Origin of the sequence: Chlorobaculum parvum NCIB 8327, assembly GCF_000020505.1 — a bacterium.
Taxonomy (GTDB): domain Bacteria; phylum Bacteroidota; class Chlorobiia; order Chlorobiales; family Chlorobiaceae; genus Chlorobaculum; species Chlorobaculum parvum_A.
This window is the reverse complement of sequence record NC_011027.1, coordinates 346410-367447: the sequence shown is the minus strand read 5'-3', so window position 1 is coordinate 367447 and position 21038 is coordinate 346410. Positions and strand designations below refer to the sequence as shown.

Genomic DNA, 21038 nt, shown 5'->3' with positions numbered 1-21038 from the left:
AATTCACCTGCACATTCTGTCAGCTAACAGTTGAGGAGGGTAGAACCCATCTAGGTTTGCAGGTTATGTGTACAGTAAATTTCTCCACGCAATGACGCTTGACGAATAGAATGTTCAAGAAGTTCCTGAAACTTGTACATACCGTATATGACATTCGCCAAGTGATTGCCATCAAGTAGCAAAACCTTCAAGTCTTTACCCTTTGGAAGAGTTGCTATCGCACCATCTGAATATCCATTCATTGCCAAGAACAATCCCCGAGCCTGTAGTTTTCCTTCAACTTTGTAATAAAAATGACCGATCTCTTTCGGCTCGGTCTTCCCAGCGACCCACTTCAACTCAACCAAATAGTAGTGTCCGTCATACTTGATTGCGCCATCGAGTTGTTCACCTTGAATCTTGAACGGCTCCTCAACAGGAATACCGCTGATTCTCATAAGTTCAGTGAACAATGCTTCGAGGACGTAACCCTTTTTTTGGGGCGGCAGGTCTAGTGCCTCGGTAAACTTTTCTCGAAGCTCATCAAGCTTTGAATCATAGGTTTCGCGGGAGGCCTTCTCCGCACTTGCACGAATGCTGTCGCGATACTCTCGATCCTTTTCCTGCTGCTGAATAAGTTCACGTAGTTTCAAAGCACTACGTTCTGCGATTTCCACCCGATGCTTTTCACTTTGCGGGGCAAAGCTTTTGTGCCCAACCAGAATGCGAACAAAATTTCTCGAAACCTCTAAACGTCGGTTGTAGTCACCATTTCTTAAACGCTCGTAGAGAGCATCCATTTGACGGCGCTTAGTTAGCTCTCGACCATCATCGGTTTTCAAGCGTAATATTTCATCGCGAACAGATATATCGACTCCTGAACGCAACCAAGCCTTATGCAGATCGCCTTTGTACCAGTATAGGTTAGCGATTCCATCCTTGATAAGGACTTCCACTTCTTCAGTAAAAACGTCAAACATGGCTCATTGATAGATTATGCGAACGTCACATAATTTACCATTTCATCATAAAACACAGCGACTTCTGCCGTAAAACTGATCCTTCACCCATCATCAATCTGGCGCAAAATTTTGAGGCACACTCACTTTCGCACCTTTCTATATCGCCCCCAAAACGCCCAAATCCCCACAGCTCCAGTGCCGTAGATAATAGACAGCACAACGATAGCAACCATGCCATCATTCGATCTGTTTCCCGCAAGCGAGTAGATCGCCACCATTGGCCACTGCAACAGATTGCCGACAAATACCAAAGCACTGCGAAAAGGCGCGGCTGACCATCCGACACCCTGCGTATCGAAAACAACAGGCAACGCCAGAATGTTTGCAACAAGCATAAGCACAAACGTCACCAGCGTTGTTACAGAAAATATTGCAAATGGCCGCATTATTCCGCTATGGCTAAAATTAACGACGTTACTTCCAAAGACAACGGCAAGAGTTTTTCTGAGAGCTCCCCTTACCCTTCGAAAGCCGCTTGCAGGTTCGAGATATAACGCTCAATCTTCTGAACAAACGCCAGCTCGATCAGCGGAGAGAGGAGAAATTGCAGAAATCCGGGGAGATCGACTTCGAGCGTGCCTTTGGTATGGAGCTGAACTTTCGTACCGGTTCCGGCAGGTTCGATACGCCAGCTGCCTTCGACTCTGGCGTTGCCCTCACCATCGACGGGCGTCCAGTCAACGCTCAGTGTCGCGGGGTCGCTACGGTAGGTACAGGCGTAGATGGTTTGCTGAAGAGTGTGGTCGCCAAGGGCGATTCTTTCCATGATCCAGCGATACGAGTTGTCGCCGAGCGGTTCGAGCTTTTCGACATCAGGGAAATAGCTTGCCGAGCGGGGGACGTCGGCAAGCAGTTCGAAGACTTTATCGGGCTGGGCAGACGTCTCGAACGATTTCGAGACGTCGAGAGTGACCGTGAAGGACATGGGCCACCCTTATGGCTTAGTCACCACAGAAGACATTACGGGACGAAGAGCCTCTTCGACGATCACACGCTCTCTGGTGCTGTCGAGCGCCTTTTGCAGGTCGGGATCGCGGTCATAGACGTCATACCGGAAATCAATGTTGTCACCATCCGGGAATGCGGTCTGATACATGAAATAGACCGGAATTCTCTCCGGAAGATTGATGGTGCGGGTCTTGCCGGTATCGATCATCGCCTCGATCCTGTTCATGTCCCACTTGACCGGGTCGTTAAAAAGAAGCACGCCAAGTTCGTTCGGGTTTTGCACCCTGACGCAGCCGTGACTGAACGCGCGGTAGCTACGCTCAAACAGAGGCTTGGTGGGAGTGTCGTGCATGTAGACCGTAAAACGGTTCGGCATATTGAACTTGATCCTGCCGAGAGCGCCATCGTCGCCAGAAGCCTGAACCAGTCGATAAGGAAATCCGCGTCCCTGATAGGCAGCCCAATTCACGCTCGAAGGATCAACCGGCTTACCCTGGTTGTTCACAACAGTCAACTGGTGCCTGCTCAGGTAGTCGAGATTCTTTTTGATGGCGGGCAAAGCCTCTTTGGCCAGAATGCCGGAAGGAATAACCCAGCGCGGATTGAAAATCACCGACTGAATCTCAGCCTTGAAAACGGGAGTTTGCAGGTTCGGCTTGCCGACAATGACCCGCGATTTCCAGCGGACAGAGTCGTCACGCACAAACTCGACTGAAAATGATGGAATATTGACCATCACATAGGTCGAGCCCAATGAACTTGAATACCAGCGATAGCGTTCGAGATTGATCCGGATCTGGTCGATCCACTCCTCTACCGGCACAGCCATCGCTCCGGCGGTTTCGGTGCCGATAATGCCATCCACTTCAAGCCCGTGCCTTTCCTGAAAAGCTTTCACCGCATCGAAGAGCTCGGCAGTATAGACGAAGGCTTGACGGGCAGCCGTGGAGTCAGCAGAATTCGCTGGTGCGCTTATCGTCAGCCCATCTTCGATAAGATCACCCGTCACGACAAGGCGCTTGCGAATGAGCGGCATACGCTCATCGATCTGGCCGACATCTCCGATTCTCGGCCCGGCAGGCACCGGCTTCCATCCACCGGCGGCTGCAACCTTGCGATACTTCGCAAGGCCTTTGCGCAACAGCCTGTACTCCGGCGTGGATGGCCGAAGGGAGGCGATCATCTCGGGAAATTTTGCGTCCATCACGGCTGACTTCAGCATGTCGTCGCTGTTCTTGGCCGGCCCGGAGAGCGGCAGATTCCAGTTCGAATCCAGCGACTTGGGCACCACCTTGCCCGCGCGCATATGCGAAAGCAGCGTGAAAAGGCCATCGGTCATCAAAAGATCGGCGCGAACCTGCAGGGCCGGGGAGGTCGGAGGATTGTCATACGCCGCCCTGATCTCTTCGAGATGATAGTCCGAAGGATCGAGGCCGTCGTCAGCACTCTGCCGGATCACCTCGATAAGGCGAGCTATGGCCTTGCGATTGGTCCAGGCAATGCGATACTCCAAAGAATCGTAAAAGCGCTGCATCTGCCCGACAATCACAGACCTTGCAGGAGAGATGGAGCCGGCTGAACGCTGGAGGCGATCCAGCGACTCTTTCAGTTGCTCTCCGACGATCGTCAGTCGGGGAGCAGCAGCCTCGTTATCATTTTCGGCAGCATGGAGCGCGGCGGGAGTTGCCACATGCAGAAACGAAAAAACTACAAGCCAGAACCGCACAATCGAACGCATAGGCAAAGGGTAGGGGTTATGCAGGGTTATCGCTCTGAGCGATTCTCGAAGCCATCTCAGGATTGAGCACGGCCGAGCGGGAAGCGTAATCCCTGCCGTCATGATAAATAAAAAGGCAGGAACCATCTTTGATCTTGTCAATTACCTCGAAACGCTCCTCCATCGGCACGGCAGGGCATCCAAGGCTGCGGCCCAAACGGCCATTACACCTGATGAACTGCTCGGAAACATAGTCTGCACCGTGCAGCACAATGTTCCGCTGTTCGGCATTATCGTTAATACCGCGGTCAATCCCTTTCAGCACAAGGGAGTAACCATGTTTGCCATCGTAAGTATTTGAGGTGAGGTAGAAGCCAAGACTGCTCTGGTAAGAGCCGGGTCGGTTGGAAAAGTTCGTTGCGTAGACACCGCCACTGTTTCGGCCATGGGCCACAAGGGACGACTGCAGAATTTTTCCCTGACTGACATCAATAATGAAGAGGCGCTTGGTATCGGAAGGTTTGCTGAAATCGATGACCGTGAGAACGTCTTTTCGGCGGAGCTGTCCCTCGGAATAGAGGTTCCAGTACCCTTGCAAGGCAAGTCGGAGAGCCTGTGGATTAATATCGTTGTTTCGTTCGATGGCTCGCATCATCGAGGAGATCCACCTGTTTTGAGACGTATTGTCCATCGTAGTGGAACGGCCGGTCACGGGGAGTACCATGAACAGCATCAGTAAAGCCACGATTCCTTTTTTCATACGCAAGCTCCTTGTGAATCATGGATGCCGAAACAGTTGCCGGCATCATCGTAGTAATAATTCGTTACGGTAATCAAAAAAACAGACAGAGAGAACAGGGCAAATGGGGAATCCCCTGCACACAAACCGCGCCGGGACGCACAGCTGTATTTCAACAAATTAGATCAAGGTAATGCTTTTTTTCATAAAGCCAAAAGCAGGGAAACGGTCACAGCCGAGATGACTGGGCCTGAAAAAGCAGCTCGGCATTGGCGATCCGGAAATTCAATCTGATGCGGTGATGCGATGGCCACCAGTTGAACAACGCGATGCTCAGCGACTCCCAGAGCGACACCCAGGCGGCAATGGTCACGCCCTCGATCAACACGTTCTGATAAAACGGGCGCACGCTGTCACCATGAAGCCGGAAAGAGAGAAACAGCAACGCAAAGCCGACAAAAAGCAACATCAGCGAACGCTTCAGAATACGTTTCACCGAAGCGACCTCAAGCTCGCGCTGATACATGAAAAACTTGTACAGGCTGGTGCGGATGCGCGCCTGAAGCTCGGCGGAAAGAGGCCGGTCGAGCGTTATGCGGATGACGAAATCGGCCGCCCCGATTTCACGAACGCAATCGACAAGGTAAGAGGCCAGCTCCTCATCGAGATCTTTGCGGTGATACGGCGCCTGCTTATCGAAATCTTCGTAAAGCTCCTCGACCTTCGAGGCGGAAACATCGATGATGACCCGGTTATCATCCGTGCGGTCATACCGCTCGAGAATCTTCTCTTTCATGGCATCACGCCTGTTTGCGCCTTACCGCCGTCTTATTTCCCCTTTACCGAAAGAAACTGCCAGCGCGAGCTGACCGATACGGTAACTTCCTGCTCGCCCGGTTGCAGTTCGGTGGATTCTTCCGCCTGCGGGCTTGCGGCCATCATCGTGCGCATGACCGGAATAACCGGACGCTGCGCGGTATAGGCAAGGTCAAGCACAGTACCGATCCGGCCACCGGCCGCTTTGGCCATCACCTCGGCATCGTGCCGGGCGTTCCGGACTGCTTCCGCGAGCGCCTCGGTGCGGAACTGATCGTAGCGGGATGAAGAGTACCGCAGTCCCTGAATGGTGCTCGCACCTGCACCGGCAACCGCATCGATCGCGCCGCCAAGCTTGCGCAGATCGCGCACGGTCACCCGAACGGTATGCTGAGCCGTATAGCCCTTCAGGCTTCTGCTTCCGGTCGTCCGGTTGTATTCCCACTGGGGATTCACCGAATAGGCTATCGACGAAGCATCCGGAGCGGGAATACCGGCGCTGCGCAACGACTGCTGCAGCGACTTCCAGAGTTCGGCAACCCTGGCCGCGGCTTTTGATGCGTCCTTCTCTGTTGCGGAAACCGAAGTGGTGAATTCAGCCGTGTCGGGCTCATAGCGAACGGTGCTCGATGCCGTCACCGAAATGGCGGGAACTTCGGCATGCAACGACGCGGGCCATACGCCAAAGCAAAGCAGCATCAGAAAAGCGATAGCGCTCTTCATCGAATCGGAACGTAACATCATGATCAGCCTCCTTGTTAAGTCGGTGATAACGAGATCAAACATCTGAAAAAAGCGTTCTTTGAAAGATAACCGGGGCGCCTGAAAAGCTCAAGCAAATCAGCGTCCATCCGCCTCCGAAACCGTGGCGGAGTGCTCATCGAGGCAGAAGCGCTGCGTACTGAATTTGCTCAGGAAGGCAACCACACTGCCGTCGGGACGCTCAACCATCACCGAGCCGTCCTGCCAGGGGCCGTTCTCCGCTGCCCACCGGCTGCCGGGCGGATCGCCCTGATTCTGGTGAATGTTGTGCACCCCCTTGCCCCTGCGAAAAGGCTCGCCAAACACGAAAATTCTCCGTCCCCGCCTCAGCAGCGGTTCGAGGTCACGATAGGCGTCGTGCCCCGTGCCATACTTCCAGCACATCCGGCTCGCACTCTCTTCGCAGCCGGCGCGGACGCACTCCGCCGACGGGCCAAGCCACTCACTCCGGTAGTAATCGAGCGCTCCGGAGTGTTCCTCCATCTCAAGATCGTGCCACCCGTCCGGGCGATCGGTCAGCGCCGCTGCCCGTAAATGCGGAAGGTCGACCGTCTTCCACTGAATGCCGTCACGGCGGTGCTTGCTGTCCAGATCGACCACGCAGCGATAGACGCTGGCCCGTGCGCGAACAAGAAGCGAACAGTGGTAGTAGTGCGTTTCATCCTGCCGGTTGTCGCAGCCATACCGTAACAGCGTTCCAGCAAGAACACCATAGCCATCGAAGAGCGGCATAAGCACAGGGGTTAAGTTTGAAACGCCATTGTTTAAACTTAGGATTCTGCCAACCAACCGCAAAAAACAGCCCCTGCAATTCTTCTGTGTTTTGACCTTGACCCCGGAGAATGATTACTTTGAATCATACTTCCTCAACTGCCGAAACCAACCACTCATGACCAACACCCCCTCCATCGAACAACAAGCGATCTCCACGATCCGACTTCTTGCAGTCGATATGGTCGAAAAGGCCAAATCCGGCCACCCCGGACTGCCGCTCGGCGCAGCTCCGATGGCCTACACGCTTTTCACCAAAATCATGCGCTTCAACCCGTCCAACCCGGAGTGGCCGAACCGCGACCGCTTTGTGCTGTCGGCGGGCCACGGATCGGCGCTGCTTTACTCGCTGCTGCACCTCTGCGGCTACGGCCTCGGCATGGACGAGCTGAAGCAGTTCCGCCAGCTCGGCAGCCGCACGCCAGGCCATCCGGAGTACGGCGAAACACCGGGCGTCGAGATGACCACCGGCCCGCTCGGCCAGGGCATCGCCACCGCCGTCGGCATGGCCGCCGCCGAGCGCTTCCTTGCCGCGAAGCTCAACACGCCGGAGCGTGCGCTCATCGACCATTTCACCTACGTGCTCTGCGGCGACGGCGACCTGATGGAGGGCGTCAGCTCAGAGGCCTCGTCGCTGGCGGGCCACCTCAAGCTCGGCAAGCTCATCTGCCTGTACGACAGCAACCACATCAGCATCGAAGGCTCGACGAAGCTGGCCTTCACCGAAAATGTCGCCCAGCGCTACGAGGCCTACGGCTGGCACGTCATTTCGCACATCGACGGCAACGACACCGCGGCCATCGAACAGGCCGTGCGCGACGCGCAGGAGATCGACGACCGCCCATCGCTCATCATCGTCACCACCACCATCGGCTATGGCAGCCCGCACAAGCAGGGCACAGCCTCGGCACACGGCGAGCCGCTCGGCCCGGACGAGGCGAAGCTGGTCAAACGCGCCTTCGGCTTTCCGGAGGATGAATCCTTCGGCGTGCCGGAAGAGGTACGCGATCACTTCCGGACAATTGCAGAGCGCGGCATCGGGCTCGAGGCGGAGTGGAAAAAGCTCTGGAAAGCGTTCGAGCGGGAGGAACCCGACCTCGCCGCAGCGTTGACCGACCTGCTCGCAGGCCGCTTCCCCGCGTCGTGGCTGCCCGACATGCCGGAGTTCACGGCGGGCGAAAAGCTGGCCACGCGGCAGGCATCGAAAAAAGTGCTCGGCGCAATCGCGGAGAAAATCCCGCTGCTGGCGGGAGGCTCGGCTGACCTCGCCCCGTCGAACGGCACGCTCCTCGGCACCGCGTTCGAGGCGAGGAGCTACGACGGCTCGACCTTCCACTTCGGCGTGCGCGAACACGCGATGGGCGCAATGGTCAACGGCTTGGCGCTCTCAAACATGATGGTTCCCTACGGCGCAACCTTCCTCGTCTTCGCCGACTACATGAAACCCGCGTTGCGCCTCGCGGCCCTGATGCAGTCGCCCTCGCTCTTCATCTTCACGCACGACAGCATCGGCCTCGGCGAGGACGGCCCGACCCACCAGCCCATCGAGCAGCTCGCCATGCTCCGCGCCATGCCGGGGATGGACGTCTATCGCCCGGCGGACGCGAACGAAACGAAGGCAGCATGGTTGCTCGCGCTCGAACGTCGCAAACCCGCCGCCCTCGTGCTCACCCGGCAGGGCTTACCGGTGATCGACGACACTGACGGACGCATCCGCGCCGGAGTGCCGAAAGGCGCTTACGTACTCGCCGACTGGGCTGATGGAGCCGAGGAGCAGCCGGGCAACTGCGCCATCATCGTGGCAACAGGTTCCGAAGTGCATCCGGCGCTCGAAGCCAAAGCGCGGATCGAAAAAGAGGGCTATGCCGTCCGGGTGGTCTCGATGCCCTCGAAAGAGCTGTTCGCCGAACAGAGCGCGGCGTACCGCAACAGCGTGCTGCCCGCGAACGTCACGAAGCGCGTTGTCGTGGAAGCCGCAACCACCTTCGGCTGGCACGACGTGGCCGGAAGCGACGGCATCGTCATCGGCCTCGACCGCTTTGGCGCATCAGGCCCCGGCCCGCAGGTGATGGAGCACTTCGGCTTCACGGCGTCGAACATCGCCGCGCAAACCCTCGAACTGCTCAAAACCGGAGAGGCATGACGCACTGGATTTCCGCGCCGCACGACGAGCTGCTCGAAAAAGCTGTAGCCGCCATCACCGATCTGGCCTACCGCGCGGTCGCCGAGCGCGGGCGCTTCACGCTCGTGCTCTCCGGCGGCCACACCCCCGCCGCGCTCTATCTCAAGCTCGCGCGCGGCATCAAGGAGGAGCGCTACCTCGAACTCGGCTATACCCTGCCGGACGAGGCGCGGCGCCCGGTTCGCAACCCCGAATCGATCATCCTCCCCTGGCCGCAAACCCTGCTCTTTCAGGGCGACGAGCGCTACCTGCCCCCCAGCCACCCCGACAGCAACTACGGCATGGCCCGCAAAACGCTCATCCGCTACATCTGCATCAAGCCTGCGGACATCCACAGGATGCCGACCGAATCGGGCGACCCCGAAGCCGACGCCCGCCGCTACGAAGCGCTGATCCGTGGCCTGTTCCACAAACGCGGAAGTGACGAAGCCCCGCCCAGCTTCGACCTCATCCTCCTCGGCCTCGGCGACGACGGCCACACCGCCTCGCTGATGCCTGATGATAAAGCAGCGCTCAATGAAAAAGAGCGCTGGGTCATCGCCGTAGAAGCCCCCAACGGCAAACCACCCGGCACAAGGCTGACACTGACGTTACCAGTCATCAACGAAGCCAAGAACGTGCTCTTCCTCGTCCCGCCATCGCGCAAAGACTTCGCCCGCTCGATCAGCAACGGAGAAAGGCCGGAACTGCCGTCGGGGATGGTGAGGCCGAGAAGCGGGGATGTGTGGTGGTTTGTGGAGGAGTCTCAGAAGCAAAATCAAGAAATGTTATAGTGTTAGTTCTTTTTAGACTTCTGTTCCCATATTCAGGCGGGATTCATCCCGCCGGACATTCAAATCTCTGACATTCATGTTGCCCCGGACTTCAGTCCGGGGAAGAGCCCCCCATATGGGCTTCAGCCCAATTTCTTATATTTGAACATAATTGGAAGACTTCAACCCCTGCAATCTCTTCCCGGAATGCCATTTATCAAAATCTGGATTCATTGTGTCTGGGCGACAAAAAACCGCTCGGCAATGATGGATCATAGCGTTCGCACAAACCTCTTCAGCCACATCGCGAACTATGCCGGGAATCAGGGCATTTTTATCGATCGGATTAACGGAGGCAATGACCATGTCCATCTCCTGATCTCTCTTGGTTCCAATCAGAATATTGCCAGAGTCATTCAGACTCTCAAGGGAGAATCGTCTTGCTGGATGAACAAAAGTGGTATGCTGCCTTTCCGGTTCGGTTGGCAGGATGACTATTTCGCCGTTTCCGTTAGTGAATCACAGCTCGACACGGTTCGTGCCTATATCGATGGTCAGATCGAACATCACAGAGTGAAAACCTTTGCCGACGAGTATCAGGAGTTCATTGAGAAGTTTGGATTTGCCGACAGGCTCTGATGTTTGCGAGGCAGGAAAAAATTGGGCTGAAGCCCAGTATTTTTTTTGTCATGTAGTCCCCGGCTTAAAAGCCGGGGCAATTAAACTGGCAATGTAAGAGTCGAATATCCGTCGGGTTAAAACTCTCCTGAGTATAAGAAGCCGGGGCAACTGAACGGCAATGTAAGAGTCGAATGTCCGTCGGGTTGAAACCCTCCTGAGTGAAAGAAACCGGGACAATTGAACATGGCAATGTAAGATTGAGTGTCCATGACAGAATTTTCAACCCTCCTCAAAATTCATCTCACCCATACAAATGCGACGCATCAGGCCCCCAGGAGTGGGGTGGATAGCGCTCGGGCGTGATGCCGTCGAGCGAGTCGCGCAGGCTGTCGATGATTTGCCAGGAGGTTTCGACGCTGTCTTTGCGGATGAAGTTCATCTGGTTGCCTTCGATAGCGTCGAGCAACAATCGGTGATACGGGGTCAACTGCTCGCCGGGGAAGGTTTCGCGGTAATCGAATTTCATGAAAACCGGGTCGGTGACCATCTGCTCGCCGGGGCGCTTGGTGCCGAAGCGAATGGCGACGGTTTCGTCGGGCTGGATGCCGAGCACCACCTGGTTCGGCGTGCTGCACGCTGCTGCGGAGGCACCGTAGTAGTTCTGCGGCGGGCATTTGAAGGTAATGATGATTTCGGTCACGTGCTTGGCGAGATTCTTCCCGGCCTTCATGTAGAACGGCACGCCCGACCAGCGCCAGTTGTCGATGTGGAATTTGACAGCGGCAAAGGTCTCGACCCGTGAATCGGGCGCAACGCCCTTTTCGCTGTGATACCCTTCGTACTGACCCACCACCGCCGTATCGCTAATCGTATCGGGAGAAAAATGGCGAATCGAACGCAGGATTTTGGACTTTTCGTCGCGGATGCCATCAGCGCTGAGATCGACCGGCGGCTCCATCGCGATAGCCGCCAGAAGCTGCAAGCCGTGGTTCTGGATGATGTCGCGCAGCAATCCCGCCTCCTCGTAGTAGCCGCCGCGATCCCGGATGCCGAAATCCTCGGCGATGGTGATCTGCACCTGCGCGATGTACTGCCGGTTCCAGAGCGGCTCGAAGATACCGTTGGAGAAACGGAACACCATGATGTTCTGCACCGGCTCCTTGCCGAGGTAGTGGTCGATGCGATAGACCTGGCTTTCGTCGAACGCCTCGTCGATGACTCGGTTCAGTTCGTGGGCGCTTTCGAGGTCGTGGCCGTAGGGCTTTTCGGCAACGAGCTTGCGCCAGCCGGGCACGTTCGGCTCGCGTCCGCCGAGTCCGGCTTCCGCAAGGTTGCGCACCACCGGCGGGGCGAGGCTCGGGGGAATCGAGAGGTAAAAGAGCAGGTTGCTCGAGGTCTCGTCCTCCATGATTTTTTCGCGCAACTCCTGATACGCTTCCGGTTTGCGCAGATCGACGTTCACGTAGAAAAAAAGGTCGCAGAACGCTTTCAGCTGCTCATCGTCCCCGGCAGCTTCGGGCGAGTGTTCGAGCAGGCGGTCGCGCACGAAATCGCGGAACACTCCGTGGGTCAGGTCGCGCCGCCCGACGCCGATCACCCGGAAATGCTCCGGCATGTGGCCCCAGCGGTCGAGCTGGAAGATCGAGGGAAAGAGCTTGCGCGACGCAAGATCGCCGTCCGCGCCGAAGATGACGATCGTCAAGTTGCCCGGTTTGCCGTTCATGCCTTCCCCTCCCCATCGCCGGGTTTCTCATAGGCGTGCCCGCCGAACTCGTGGCGCAACGCGGCGACCACCTTGTCCGAAAAATTCTCCTCGCTCTGCGACCGGAAGCGCCGGAACAAAGAGCCGGAGATGATCGGCACCGCCACGCCGAGATCGATAGCCGCCTCGACCGTCCAGCGCCCTTCGCCCGAATCGGCAACCTTGCTGCCGAGCCAGCCGAGATCGTTGTCCTGCGCGAATGCCTTGCCCGCCAAGTCCATGAGCCAGCCGCGAATCACCGAGCCGTTCGACCAGACCCGCGCAACGTTCTGGTTGTCAAGGTCGAAGCCGCTGGCGCGAAGCAGATCGAACCCCTCACCGATCGCCTGCATCATGCCGTATTCGATGCCGTTATGCACCATTTTGACGAAGTGGCCCGCGCCCGACGCGCCCATGTAGCCGTAGCCGTTCTCGACGCAAAGGTCGCGCAGCATCGGCTCGACGACGTCGTACGCCTCACGCTCGCCGCCGGCCATCATGCACGCACCGTGGCGAGCGCCGTCCAGCCCGCCGCTGGTACCGATGTCGAGCATCCGGACGCCTTGCTGACGGAGCTTTTCCGCACGGGCGACCGAATCGGTATACCGAGAGTTCCCGCCGTCGATGACGATGTCGCCCTTGTCGAGGAACGGCAGCAACCCGTCGAGCACCGCATCGACCGCCTTGCCCGCCGGAACCATCATCCAGACCACGCGAGGTTTCGGCAAATCACCGACAACGTGCTGCAATGAACTTGCCGCCGTCGCCCCTTTTTCAGCAATCGCCGCGACCGCTTCCGCAGAAAGATCGAACGCCGTCACCTCGTGGCCCAGCTCCAGCAAGTGCTCGACCATGTTGAATCCCATTTTCCCGAGACCGATAAATCCTATCTTCATATGAAATCTCCTTTTTGGCAGTGTTTACGCCTGTGTTGCGTTATTGGTTCCGACGTTCGATAAACGCTCTGAAACGATTTCGTGACAATCGCCGGAACAGGTGTACTGATTTTCTGACCTTCTGTCAATGTAGTTATTTCTTCCAATGAGCAAGTTTGAGAAGACAGTACCCTAAAATATTTGCAACTGACAGGCCGATTACCCAGATTGTGTAAACTGTGTTAAGGATGTCACTGTACGTTAGCAACGATTGATCGATGGGCAGAGAGATAGAAAAAACCGAGTTCAGCGAGGCTGATTTTCAGCAGTTTCGCCAGAACCTGAGAAAGGAAACCAAACTGTTGATGGACTGGTTCACCTCCTCCGGGTTCGAAACCGAAGGTGTCCTGTGCGGCCTTGAGGTTGAAGCGTGGCTTATTGATGAAGCATTCGCGCCGGTGCCGAAAAACGAGGAGTTCCTCCAACGGGTCAACAACCCGCTGGTGGTGGCCGAGCTGTCGAAGTACAATTTCGAGATCAACGTCGCGCCGCATCCCCTGAATCGCAACCTCGCATCGTTCCTCTGCCAACAGCTCCGGACGCTTTGGGACACCTGTTCGACCCATGCCCGCGACATGGGCTGCCAGACCCTCATGACCGGCATTCTGCCCACCTTGCAGGACCGGATGCTGACCTTGGAGAACATCTCGCAGCTGCAACGGTTCCACGCGCTGAACCGCGAGATTCTGAAATCCCGGTCTCGCCATCCGCTCAAGATTCACATTGAAGGGGCAAACGACAAGCTCGACGTGTTGCATCACGACGTCATGGCCGAAGCTGCCACAACGTCGTTGCAGATCCACTTCCAGGTGCCGCTCAGCAAGGCGGCGGCCTTTTACAACGTGGCCCACGTGCTCTCTGCGCCGATGGCCGCCCTGACGGCCAACTCCCCGTTCCTTTTCGGCAAGGAGCTGTGGCATGAAACCCGCATTCCACTGTTCGAGCAGGCGGTCAATACTCCGTCGTTCGTGGACAGGGAGGGACGTCCGGTTTCGCGCGTCACTTTCGGCCACGACTACGTGCGCAACTCGCTGCTGGAGGTCTTTCTCGAAAACCTCGACGGCTACCCGGCACTGCTGCCGGTCAACTTTGACGCAGACCCGCAGATGCTGGAGCACTTGCGGCTGCACAACGGCACCATCTGGCGCTGGAACCGTCCGCTGATCGGGTTCGGGCCAGACGGCAAACCGCACCTGCGCATCGAGCACCGCGTACCTCCGGCCGGGCCGTCGATTCCCGACATGGTGGCCAACATCCTCTTTTTCTACGGGTCGATGCTCAACCTGCAACCCGAAGTTCCGCAGGCGGCGATCAGCTTCGAACAGGCTCGCGCGAATTTTTATGCAGCAGCCCGCTTCGGACTCGACGCCGAAATCACCTGGACGAACGGCAAGCGCCTGCCCGTCAGGGATGTGCTGCTTCAGCACCTGATTCCCGGAGCGGTTCTGTCGCTGGCGGCAATGGGCCTCGACAGCAGCGAGCTGCGCCATTACCTGATCGATATTCTTGCCAAGCGGGTGGCGAGCGGCCGGAACGGCGCGGCCTGGCAAAAAGCCTTCATCGCAAACTATGGCCCCGATTTCAGGGCGATGACCCAGGTCTGCCTCGAAAACCAGAGCCAAAACATTCCCGTCCACCAATGGAAATTGTGAACGAGCACTACGCCCCTCCCGAACTCCACCTTTTCGACCGACTGCCCGATGGCTTTGCCGATGTGCCGCTTGAGCGGCTCGGCTCGGTTCTGCCCGGTCCGTCGCTCATCCGGATTGCGGGCGAGGAGGGGCCCCCGCTCTTCGTCTCGGTGCTCCTGCACGGCAACGAAACCACCGGATTCTATGCCATGCAGCGCATCATCTCGGCATACGGAGCACCGGAGAAGCCACTCCCCCGACCCGTGCTGCTCTTCGTCGGCAACGTGGCCGCGGCGGAAAAAGGGTTGCGGAAGCTCGACGGACAGGCGGACTACAACCGCATCTGGCAGGGGAATCACCACCCCGAACACCGGCTGGCAGAAAAAGTGATGGAGGAGGTTCGGAAAGCCGAACCGCTGGCGGGCATCGACCTGCACAACAACACCGGTAAAAACCCGCACTACGGCTGCGTCAACCGGCTCGATTGCGCCTCGCTGAGCCTGGCACGACGGTTCAGCAAAATCATCGTCTACTTCACCGAACCGCACGAGGTGCTCTCACTCGCCTTTTCGCAAATCTGCCCGACCGTCACGCTCGAATGCGGGGTTTCGGGTGACGAGGCCGGTACGAACCACGTCGAGAACTACCTGCGCCACTGCCTCGAACTGCCGGAAGAGACGCTCTTCACGCCCCCCCCGAACCACCTGAACGAGATTTATCACACCACGGCGCGCATCATCGTGCCCGAAGGTCTTGACGTCGGATTTGGCGAGTGCACGGATGGGCTGGATATCTGTTTCCGGAAAGATCTGGAGTTGCTCAATTTCGAGCCGGTGCCTGCAGGAACGGAGCTTGGCAAATTCAACGGAGAGGCGACAGCGCTCCGGGTCATCGACAACCGGAACCGCGACGTCACCGAACGCTACCTCTCGTTCACGGATGGACGCATTCTGACCAGGGTGCCGGTCATCCCGTCGATGTTCACGCTCGACACAAAAATCATCATGGACGACTGCCTGGGCTACGTGATGGAAACGTATCGGGGGAAAAATGAAATTTCGAGCGGATCGGAAGGATAGAACAGATCGAACGGATCGAGAAACGCTTTGTGTTGTAGGGGCTGCCCTTGCGGAAGAAAACTGGATGTAGATTTTCCCTCCTGAAAATTCACCCCAAAGCCTTTGCCGCGATCATCCCGCGATAGCGGTCGATCAGCGCGCCGTTGACCGCGGCCCAGGATTTATCTTCGGCGAAGGCGATGCCGCGCGCTTTCATCGCTTCGTAGGTGTCGCGATCGTCGATCAGCTTGCGGCAGGCGGCAAAGAATTCGTCGATGTCACCCGCTTTGGCGACGATCCCGCCGTCGGAGCGTTTGACCAGCTCCATGCAGCCGCCGATGTCCGAGACCACGGCAGGCAGACCTGAAGCAAGCGCTTCGAGCACCACGTTGCAGAAGGCTTCGGTGGTCGATGGGAACAGGAACACGTCGCCGCTTGCGTAAGCTTCGGGCAGCGCCGTGCCGGTCAGGTAGCCGGTAAAGACCGCCTCAGGCATCCGCGCGCGCATCTGCTCCTCCTCCGGGCCGGAGCCAATCATCACGAATCGCACCTTGTCGCCCAGCTCCTCATCAGCGAAGCGCTGGTAGAGGCTCATCACCACCTCGATGTCCTTGTAGAGCACGAATCGCCCGGCGTAGACAATCACCGTGCGCCCCTCGGCATTCCATTGGCGACGCATCGCTTCGGAGCGGCGCGACGGGTCAAACAGCTCCTTGTCGATGCCGCGCGACCACAGCTCCACCCGCTCGATCCCCTTGCCCGTCAACCGCTGCCGCACGATCTCGTTGGGCGCGAGCGTCACGTCGCAAGCGTTATAGAATTTCCGGAGAAACTTCCAGACCGCCGGTTCGGCAAAACCGAGGCGATAGTAGGAGAGGTAGGAGGGAAAATCGGTGTGGTAGGCCGAACCGACTGGAATGCCCCTGTTCCGGGCGTACTGCAGGAACTTGCGACCCACGATGTCGGGCGTCGAAATGTGGATGATATCGGGCGCGAAGGCATCGAGCTGCCGTTCGACGACGGCATTGAAAAAGCCGAGCTTGTAGTCAGGATAGAGCGGAATCGGCACGGAAGGCACCTTGTTGACCGGAACCATCCCATCCTCGCCCGGCGTAAAATCGGGCGTCCAGACAACGACCGTATGCCCGCTTTTGACCATCGAGGCCACAAGCTGGTAAATCGAGCGGACAGCTCCGTCCTTGTCTTTGACATAGGTTCCGGCGTACAGGGCGACCTTCATATCGGCAGAGGCAAAAAACTGATAATCGTTGCGGCATCCCGTTTCCGGGAATCGGGAAAGCTCTGTCAAAGGTAATACTTCCCGTCCAAAAAGCCGCATTGCCGGTTGCGTCCTACCGCCTGTGCGGTGCGGCGCTGAGCGGCTGCAAGGTTACAACCCGACGGAGATAGGGGCGATAACGGGAGCGGCCAAGCGCTTGTAATCTTCCCAGCCCATCCTGAGCAGTTCGGTGTGAGCCCCGGCGTTGAAGGCGATATCGACATCCTCGTCGAGCGCTTCGTCGGCGTAAACCTCCATGGCGTAGAGATTGCCGAACGGCGGCATCGCCCCGATCTCGCACTCCGGAAAGAGATCGCTGAACTCCTCCTCTTCGGCAAGCTTGACGTCGCGCGTGCCGCACAGCATCCGCAGTTTGTCGAAATCGAGCTGGCGCGAAGCAGGCAGCAAAGCCATCGCCATACGTCCGTCGATGTTGACCATCACGGTCTTAACCATCTCTTTGCCCGACACGTGGGCCGACTCGGCAATCTCCTGCGCGGTGTAAGCCGGTGAATGGCTGAAGACGAAATACTTGATGTGGTGACTGTCGAGAAACTCCCGCAACTTTCTGATGGGCATCGTCTCCTCCTTTGATTCAGTGTTTGGCTTTCGTTTATATCGAATCCGCTCGATTGGCGGCAACGGCTCGAATCCGGTAAAGAGAGGCCGGACAGGGTAACAACTCAACAATCAGACGAAATTGCAGGCCAGGAACCGCAGGCTGGGCGGTCAGGCTTCAAACAAGAGGAATTCTTTCATTGTACGAAAAAGCACAGGCCGCAGCAAGAGCCTCAGCTCCGGAAGCAGAACCGCATCACGCCTTCGCCATCCACGTTTCGAGCAGCGGCAGCGCTTCGCGGTACCCGGCTTCGAAAATCTCCGGCACGGCAGAAATATCGACAAGGCTGAAATCGGAAAGATTGGGACGAATCACCAGATCGGCTGCCTCCATCTGAATCTCGGACATGGTGCGCATGGCGCTGTAAAAAGCGTTCATGAGCAGCATTGCCAGATGCTCAGGCTTACGATAGGAGTGGCGACCAAGCAGGTCGATGCAGACAATGCGGCTCGCCCCCATCTCCTTGAGTGGAGAAACGGGCACGTTCTCGGTAAGCAGGCCATCGACAAGCAGCATCTGCTTCTGCTTGACCGGGTTGAAGATTCCGGGAATGGAGGAGCTAGCCATCACCGCCGTGGCCACGCTCCCCTTGCGCATCACCACCTTCTCGCCAGTACAGATGTCGGTGGCGACAATGGCCAGCGGAATCGGCGCATCCTCGATGCGTTTCCGCCCGAGCTTCTTCAGTACGAGCCTCCCGAACTTCCGGTTCGACAGCAAACCGTAGCTGGAGAGAGCAAGCCCCGAAAGATCGAACCAGTCCAGATCCACCGCAATCTGTTCGATCTCCTCCCAGCTCTTGCCGAAAGCGTGCAGGGCCGCCACGAACGAGCCGATGCTGGTGCCCGCAACGCAGTCTGCGCGAAAGCCGGTTTCGTGCATCGCCTTGAGCACACCGATGTGCGCCGCGCCAAGCACCGCGCCGCCGCCAAATGCCAGTCCCGTGAGATTCGATTCGCTGTTTGCCTTGTCCATGATGCTATGAAAAAAAAGTGACGATTCGTTTAAGCAGCCCGAACCGGCAGGCAGTGTAAGGGGGATAGCGCAGATCGGGATCGGGAAAACCGCTCCGGCACAGCACGCTCCGTTCCGAAGTGAAAGTATCAAAACCCGCCTTGCCATGATAGCGCCCCATGCCGCTCATGCCGCGCCCGCCGAAGGGGAGGCCGGGGATCGAGGCCTGAAAAAGCAGGTCGTTGCAGCACACCGTCCCACTCCGAATCCGCCGCATCAGCTCCCGTCGTTCACTGCGGTCGCGGGAAAAGAGATAGAGCGCGAGCGGATCGGGCATCGACGCGACCAGTCCGGCGACCTCATCGAACGAGGAGAAGGCGCGCACCGGCAACACCGGCCCGAACACCTCCTCGCTCATGAGATCGGAATCTGCAGGAACATTCCGCACGATCGTCGGCTCGATGCAGCACGACGACAGCTCTGCTCCCCCGCCGGTGACAAGCGAGCCCTCATGTTGCAAAGCCTTGACTCTGTGGAAATTCCGCTCATCGACAATCCGCCCGTAATGGGGACTCAACTTGGGATCGGGGCCGTAAAAGGTCGCCAACGCCTCCTTCATCAGCGCCAGTAAACGCTCCTCGACGGCGTGATGGACGAGCAGATAATCGGGCGAAACACAGGTCTGACCCGCGTTGAGAAACTTCGCCCAGACGATCCGCCGGGCGGCCACGCGAAGATCGGCCTGCTCGGTTACGATGACAGGGCACTTACCGCCGAGTTCAAGCGTGACCGGCGTAAGGTGACGAGCCGCAGCTTGCATCACGGCCTGACCCGTCCGGCGACTGCCTGTAAAGAAAATATGGTCGAAGCGGTGTTCCAGCAGCCGGGCCGAAAGCTCTCCGTCCCCCTCGACAATTCTGATCGCCTGCGGATCGACATAGCGACCCAACTCCGAAGCCAGCAGTGCCGAGGTGGCCGGAGCCAGCTCGGAGGGCTTCAGCAGCGCGCAGTTGCCGCCCGCCAGCGCTCCGATGAGCGGCGCGAGGCAGAGCTGCAACGGGTAGTTCCACGCGCCGATGATGAGCGCCACCCCCACCGGCTCGCGCTCCACGAACGCACGTGCGAACTGGTAGTGCAGCGGTACGCCGACCCTTTTCGGACGCATCCAGCGGCGAAGATTACGCAGTGCATACCGAATTTCCGTGCACAAATACCCGGTCTCAGTCAGCCAGGTTTCAGCCACCGGTTTGCCAAGATCGGCGTGCACCGCCTCGGCAATCGCCGCCTCGCGCTCGTGAAGAAACGCGTCCAGCCCGCGAAGCTGCTCACGCCGCCACTCGAACGAACGGGTCGCGCCGCTATCGAAATAGCGTTGCAGTCCGGCATGGGTGGTTGCGTCGTAGAAGTCGGGCATGGGTTCGGTTCGATTGATGAGAAACGCGACCTGTCTTTCCGTAGGGGCAGACCTGCGTGTCTGCCCTTTTTACGATGTGCAGGATTGGTCGTCCACTGAAGAAAGGCGAACACACAGGTTCGCCCCTACAATAATGCCGTTGATCTTTCGCTCTTCACTCTCTCGACAAAAAGAAACAGAGAGGCTCTCAATAAATGTAGAAATATTCGCCACAAATGATTCCCGATTTTGCCACTCAGCCTCTTCCAACGTACTTTCATCTTCAGAACCACAACCATTTATCCCAACCGAACCCCATGGAATGGATCACCAGCCCCGAAGCGTGGATCGCGCTGTTGACGCTGACGACGCTTGAAATCGTCCTCGGCATCGATAACATCATTTTTCTGACGATCATCGTCAGCCGAATGCCCGCCGAACAGCAGAAATCGGGGCGAGTGCTCGGACTCGGGCTGGCCATGCTCAGCAGAATCGCGCTGCTGCTGTCGATCACCTGGGTCATGAGCCTGACCAATGAACTGTTTACCGCTTTCGGCCACGCCGTCACGGGCCGAGACCTCATCCTCCTCGGCGGCGGCCTGTTCCTGCTCGCAAAAAGCACCCACGAGATCCACCAGAGCCTCGAAGGCACTGAAGAGGTCATCAAGGAGCGCTCCGCTTCGAACTTCGTCATGACGCTCATCCAGATCGCCCTTATCGACATCGTCTTCTCGCTCGACTCGGTCATTACCGCTGTCGGCCTTGCCAAAGATATTCCGGTCATGATTCTGGCCATCATGATAGCCGTGGGCATCATGATGGTGGCCGCGCAAACCATCGGCGAGTTCGTCGAACGCCACCCGACCATCAAGATGCTGGCGCTGAGCTTTTTGATTCTGGTCGGCGCGACGCTGGTGGCCGAAGGCGCCGGATTCGAGTTCCCGCGCGGCTACGTCTATTTCGCAATGGCCTTCTCTGTTTCGGTGGAGATGCTCAACCTGCGGCTGCGCAAACGTGAGGCCGAACCGGTGCATCTGCGCAAGGCCATCGAAGAGGAAGAGGCTGCCTGAGAACAACTGAAGGGAACCATTTCTGAACCGTCGAAAGTTGTGTAAAAAA

Annotated in this window: 21 protein-coding genes; 6 read left to right on the top strand and 15 right to left on the bottom strand. The window is 57.7% G+C overall.

Going from position 1 to position 21038, the window contains the following annotated elements; all coding sequences use genetic code 11:
- Positions 1-50: 50 nt before the first annotated feature.
- The 8 genes from CPAR_RS01785 to CPAR_RS01750 form a co-directional block, all read right to left on the bottom strand.
- Positions 51-959, bottom strand: a complete 909-nt coding sequence (locus CPAR_RS01785) for a restriction endonuclease (RefSeq protein WP_012501602.1) — start codon at positions 957-959, stop codon at positions 51-53.
- 122 nt (positions 960-1081) lie between these two features.
- The gene (locus tag CPAR_RS01780) at positions 1082-1387 is read right to left on the bottom strand and encodes a hypothetical protein (protein ID WP_156773340.1); all 306 of its coding nucleotides are present in this window, start codon (positions 1385-1387) and stop codon (positions 1082-1084) included.
- A gap of 71 nt (positions 1388-1458) precedes the next feature.
- A complete protein-coding gene (locus CPAR_RS01775) occupies positions 1459-1926 on the bottom strand; it encodes an SRPBCC family protein (RefSeq protein ID WP_012501601.1) in 468 nt (155 codons plus the stop codon).
- 9 nt (positions 1927-1935) lie between these two features.
- Complete coding sequence (locus tag CPAR_RS01770; protein WP_012501600.1) at positions 1936-3687, bottom strand: L,D-transpeptidase family protein; 1752 nt, start codon at positions 3685-3687, stop codon at positions 1936-1938.
- Between the two features lie 16 nt (positions 3688-3703).
- Positions 3704-4426, bottom strand: a complete 723-nt coding sequence (locus CPAR_RS01765; RefSeq protein ID WP_012501599.1) for a murein L,D-transpeptidase catalytic domain family protein — start codon at positions 4424-4426, stop codon at positions 3704-3706.
- A gap of 208 nt (positions 4427-4634) precedes the next feature.
- The gene (locus CPAR_RS01760; RefSeq protein WP_012501598.1) at positions 4635-5201 is read right to left on the bottom strand and encodes a hypothetical protein; all 567 of its coding nucleotides are present in this window, start codon (positions 5199-5201) and stop codon (positions 4635-4637) included.
- A 32-nt stretch (positions 5202-5233) separates the two neighbouring features.
- A complete protein-coding gene (locus CPAR_RS01755; protein WP_012501597.1) occupies positions 5234-5965 on the bottom strand; it encodes an SIMPL domain-containing protein in 732 nt (243 codons plus the stop codon).
- 96 nt (positions 5966-6061) lie between these two features.
- Positions 6062-6715 (bottom strand): DUF2278 family protein, encoded by a 654-nt coding sequence (locus CPAR_RS01750; RefSeq protein WP_012501596.1) that lies wholly within the window; start codon positions 6713-6715, stop codon positions 6062-6064.
- 157 nt (positions 6716-6872) lie between these two features.
- Between CPAR_RS01750 and tkt the strand changes: the two genes are divergently transcribed.
- Entirely contained in the window at positions 6873-8897 is a 2025-nt protein-coding gene (tkt, locus tag CPAR_RS01745) for a transketolase (RefSeq protein ID WP_012501595.1), read from the top strand.
- On the top strand, positions 8894-9709 hold the full coding sequence (gene pgl, locus CPAR_RS01740) for a 6-phosphogluconolactonase (protein WP_012501594.1): 816 nt from the start codon (positions 8894-8896) through the stop codon (positions 9707-9709). The genes tkt and pgl overlap by 4 nt, the downstream gene beginning before the upstream one ends.
- 135 nt (positions 9710-9844) lie before the next feature.
- On the opposite strand, the gene CPAR_RS11225 is transcribed toward pgl, so the two are convergent.
- Entirely contained in the window at positions 9845-10060 is a 216-nt protein-coding gene (locus tag CPAR_RS11225; RefSeq protein WP_232203967.1) for a hypothetical protein, read from the bottom strand.
- Between CPAR_RS11225 and CPAR_RS01735 the strand changes: the two genes are divergently transcribed.
- Entirely contained in the window at positions 9953-10327 is a 375-nt protein-coding gene (locus CPAR_RS01735; protein ID WP_456297545.1) for a transposase, read from the top strand. The genes CPAR_RS11225 and CPAR_RS01735 overlap by 108 nt on opposite strands.
- Positions 10328-10610: 283 nt before the next feature.
- Here the strand turns inward: CPAR_RS01735 and zwf are convergent, their stop codons facing one another.
- Both zwf and gnd read right to left on the bottom strand, forming a co-directional pair.
- Positions 10611-12032 carry a glucose-6-phosphate dehydrogenase gene (gene zwf, locus CPAR_RS01730; RefSeq protein WP_012501592.1) on the bottom strand — a complete coding sequence of 474 codons (1422 nt, stop codon included), beginning with the start codon at positions 12030-12032 and terminating at the stop codon, positions 10611-10613.
- Positions 12029-12946 (bottom strand): phosphogluconate dehydrogenase (NAD(+)-dependent, decarboxylating), encoded by a 918-nt coding sequence (gene gnd, locus CPAR_RS01725; protein ID WP_012501591.1) that lies wholly within the window; start codon positions 12944-12946, stop codon positions 12029-12031. Before gnd ends, zwf begins: the two co-directional genes overlap by 4 nt.
- A 257-nt stretch (positions 12947-13203) precedes the next feature.
- Here gnd and CPAR_RS01720 point away from each other — a divergent pair, with 257 nt between their 5' ends.
- The gene (locus tag CPAR_RS01720) at positions 13204-14637 is read left to right on the top strand and encodes a glutamate-cysteine ligase family protein (protein WP_012501590.1); all 1434 of its coding nucleotides are present in this window, start codon (positions 13204-13206) and stop codon (positions 14635-14637) included.
- Positions 14625-15695 carry a M14 family metallopeptidase gene (locus tag CPAR_RS01715; RefSeq protein ID WP_049755818.1) on the top strand — a complete coding sequence of 357 codons (1071 nt, stop codon included), beginning with the start codon at positions 14625-14627 and terminating at the stop codon, positions 15693-15695. The genes CPAR_RS01720 and CPAR_RS01715 overlap by 13 nt, the downstream gene beginning before the upstream one ends.
- Before the next feature lie 88 nt (positions 15696-15783).
- On the opposite strand, the gene CPAR_RS01710 is transcribed toward CPAR_RS01715, so the two are convergent.
- The 4 genes from CPAR_RS01710 to CPAR_RS01695 all read right to left on the bottom strand — a co-directional run bounded on the left by CPAR_RS01710 (position 15784) and on the right by CPAR_RS01695 (position 19940).
- On the bottom strand, positions 15784-16914 hold the full coding sequence (locus tag CPAR_RS01710; RefSeq protein WP_012501588.1) for a glycosyltransferase family 4 protein: 1131 nt from the start codon (positions 16912-16914) through the stop codon (positions 15784-15786).
- Positions 16915-17064: 150 nt separating this feature from the next.
- Positions 17065-17532 carry an aminoacyl-tRNA deacylase gene (locus CPAR_RS01705; RefSeq protein WP_012501587.1) on the bottom strand — a complete coding sequence of 156 codons (468 nt, stop codon included), beginning with the start codon at positions 17530-17532 and terminating at the stop codon, positions 17065-17067.
- Positions 17533-17767: 235 nt separating this feature from the next.
- Positions 17768-18547: a patatin-like phospholipase family protein gene (locus CPAR_RS01700; protein ID WP_012501586.1), complete on the bottom strand. Its 780-nt coding sequence runs from the start codon at positions 18545-18547 to the stop codon at positions 17768-17770.
- A 4-nt stretch (positions 18548-18551) separates the two neighbouring features.
- On the bottom strand, positions 18552-19940 hold the full coding sequence (locus CPAR_RS01695; protein ID WP_012501585.1) for an aldehyde dehydrogenase family protein: 1389 nt from the start codon (positions 19938-19940) through the stop codon (positions 18552-18554).
- 296 nt (positions 19941-20236) lie between these two features.
- On the opposite strand from CPAR_RS01695, the gene CPAR_RS01690 reads away from it, so the two are divergent.
- Positions 20237-20989, top strand: coding sequence for a TerC family protein (locus CPAR_RS01690; protein ID WP_012501584.1), 753 nt, complete (start codon positions 20237-20239; stop codon positions 20987-20989).
- The last annotated feature ends 49 nt before the right edge of the window (positions 20990-21038 follow it).

What these genes read in the sequence shown, in the direction of transcription:
- CPAR_RS01785 (WP_012501602.1), bottom strand. Translation starts at nt 959, where the DNA reads ATGTTTGACGTTTTTACTGAAGAAGTGGAAGTCCTTATCAAGGATGGA.
- CPAR_RS01780 (WP_156773340.1), bottom strand. Translation starts at nt 1,387, where the DNA reads ATGCGGCCATTTGCAATATTTTCTGTAACAACGCTGGTGACGTTTGTG.
- CPAR_RS01775 (WP_012501601.1), bottom strand. Translation starts at nt 1,926, where the DNA reads ATGTCCTTCACGGTCACTCTCGACGTCTCGAAATCGTTCGAGACGTCT.
- CPAR_RS01770 (WP_012501600.1), bottom strand. Translation starts at nt 3,687, where the DNA reads ATGCGTTCGATTGTGCGGTTCTGGCTTGTAGTTTTTTCGTTTCTGCAT.
- CPAR_RS01765 (WP_012501599.1), bottom strand. Translation starts at nt 4,426, where the DNA reads ATGAAAAAAGGAATCGTGGCTTTACTGATGCTGTTCATGGTACTCCCC.
- CPAR_RS01760 (WP_012501598.1), bottom strand. Translation starts at nt 5,201, where the DNA reads ATGAAAGAGAAGATTCTCGAGCGGTATGACCGCACGGATGATAACCGG.
- CPAR_RS01755 (WP_012501597.1), bottom strand. Translation starts at nt 5,965, where the DNA reads ATGATGTTACGTTCCGATTCGATGAAGAGCGCTATCGCTTTTCTGATG.
- CPAR_RS01750 (WP_012501596.1), bottom strand. Translation starts at nt 6,715, where the DNA reads ATGCCGCTCTTCGATGGCTATGGTGTTCTTGCTGGAACGCTGTTACGG.
- tkt (WP_012501595.1), top strand. Translation starts at nt 6,873, where the DNA reads ATGACCAACACCCCCTCCATCGAACAACAAGCGATCTCCACGATCCGA.
- pgl (WP_012501594.1), top strand. Translation starts at nt 8,894, where the DNA reads ATGACGCACTGGATTTCCGCGCCGCACGACGAGCTGCTCGAAAAAGCT.
- CPAR_RS01735 (WP_456297545.1), top strand. Translation starts at nt 9,953, where the DNA reads ATGATGGATCATAGCGTTCGCACAAACCTCTTCAGCCACATCGCGAAC.
- CPAR_RS11225 (WP_232203967.1), bottom strand. Translation starts at nt 10,060, where the DNA reads ATGGACATGGTCATTGCCTCCGTTAATCCGATCGATAAAAATGCCCTG.
- zwf (WP_012501592.1), bottom strand. Translation starts at nt 12,032, where the DNA reads ATGAACGGCAAACCGGGCAACTTGACGATCGTCATCTTCGGCGCGGAC.
- gnd (WP_012501591.1), bottom strand. Translation starts at nt 12,946, where the DNA reads ATGAAGATAGGATTTATCGGTCTCGGGAAAATGGGATTCAACATGGTC.
- CPAR_RS01720 (WP_012501590.1), top strand. Translation starts at nt 13,204, where the DNA reads ATGGGCAGAGAGATAGAAAAAACCGAGTTCAGCGAGGCTGATTTTCAG.
- CPAR_RS01715 (WP_049755818.1), top strand. Translation starts at nt 14,625, where the DNA reads ATGGAAATTGTGAACGAGCACTACGCCCCTCCCGAACTCCACCTTTTC.
- CPAR_RS01710 (WP_012501588.1), bottom strand. Translation starts at nt 16,914, where the DNA reads ATGAAGGTCGCCCTGTACGCCGGAACCTATGTCAAAGACAAGGACGGA.
- CPAR_RS01705 (WP_012501587.1), bottom strand. Translation starts at nt 17,532, where the DNA reads ATGCCCATCAGAAAGTTGCGGGAGTTTCTCGACAGTCACCACATCAAG.
- CPAR_RS01700 (WP_012501586.1), bottom strand. Translation starts at nt 18,547, where the DNA reads ATGGACAAGGCAAACAGCGAATCGAATCTCACGGGACTGGCATTTGGC.
- CPAR_RS01695 (WP_012501585.1), bottom strand. Translation starts at nt 19,940, where the DNA reads ATGCCCGACTTCTACGACGCAACCACCCATGCCGGACTGCAACGCTAT.
- CPAR_RS01690 (WP_012501584.1), top strand. Translation starts at nt 20,237, where the DNA reads ATGGAATGGATCACCAGCCCCGAAGCGTGGATCGCGCTGTTGACGCTG.